The sequence below is a fragment of the Agromyces mediolanus genome (assembly GCF_023715325.1).
GTDB classification, from domain to species: domain Bacteria; phylum Actinomycetota; class Actinomycetes; order Actinomycetales; family Microbacteriaceae; genus Agromyces; species Agromyces mediolanus_A.
In genome coordinates, this window is sequence record NZ_JAMBNX010000066.1 from 1 (window position 1) to 418 (window position 418).

The 418-nt window shown below is 54.5% G+C and carries 1 protein-coding gene; it reads left to right on the top strand.

Annotation, left to right across the window (positions count from 1 at the left end; translation table 11 throughout):
- Window positions 1–12 precede the first annotated feature (12 nt).
- The coding region (locus tag M3147_RS19100) for a hypothetical protein (protein WP_251204973.1) at window positions 13–418 on the top strand (406 nt) is incomplete at its 3' end.

Sequence of the window (418 nt, forward strand, 5' to 3'; positions counted from 1 at the left end):
GTCACTCTCCGCATGCTCGGCTTCGCGACGATCATCAGCAGCTTGGAATTGCTCTATCTGGCGGGCCGTCGTGAATTTGGGCCCGGAGGTACTTGGGATTGGTCGGTTATCGGCACGGCGACTGCGCCGCGTTCACATCTTGTCGACCCAGTTTTCAAATACCCGGGATCCTTTGCCATTCTGTTAACGGCAAGGTTTTTAGCGGGGACGAGCTGCATTCTGCTGCCTTGGGGCGACGCCATAACGACAGCGGTTTTAATTGGACTCGTGTTGATCCAGATGGGGTTAAACATGCGCATCGTTTTCGGCGACGATGGCTCGGACTCAATGCTAAGTATAACCTTGGCCACCCTTGCTCTTGGTGGATTGTCGCATGGCAATGTCTCGGCTGAAACGATCTGCCTTGTCTTTTTGGCGG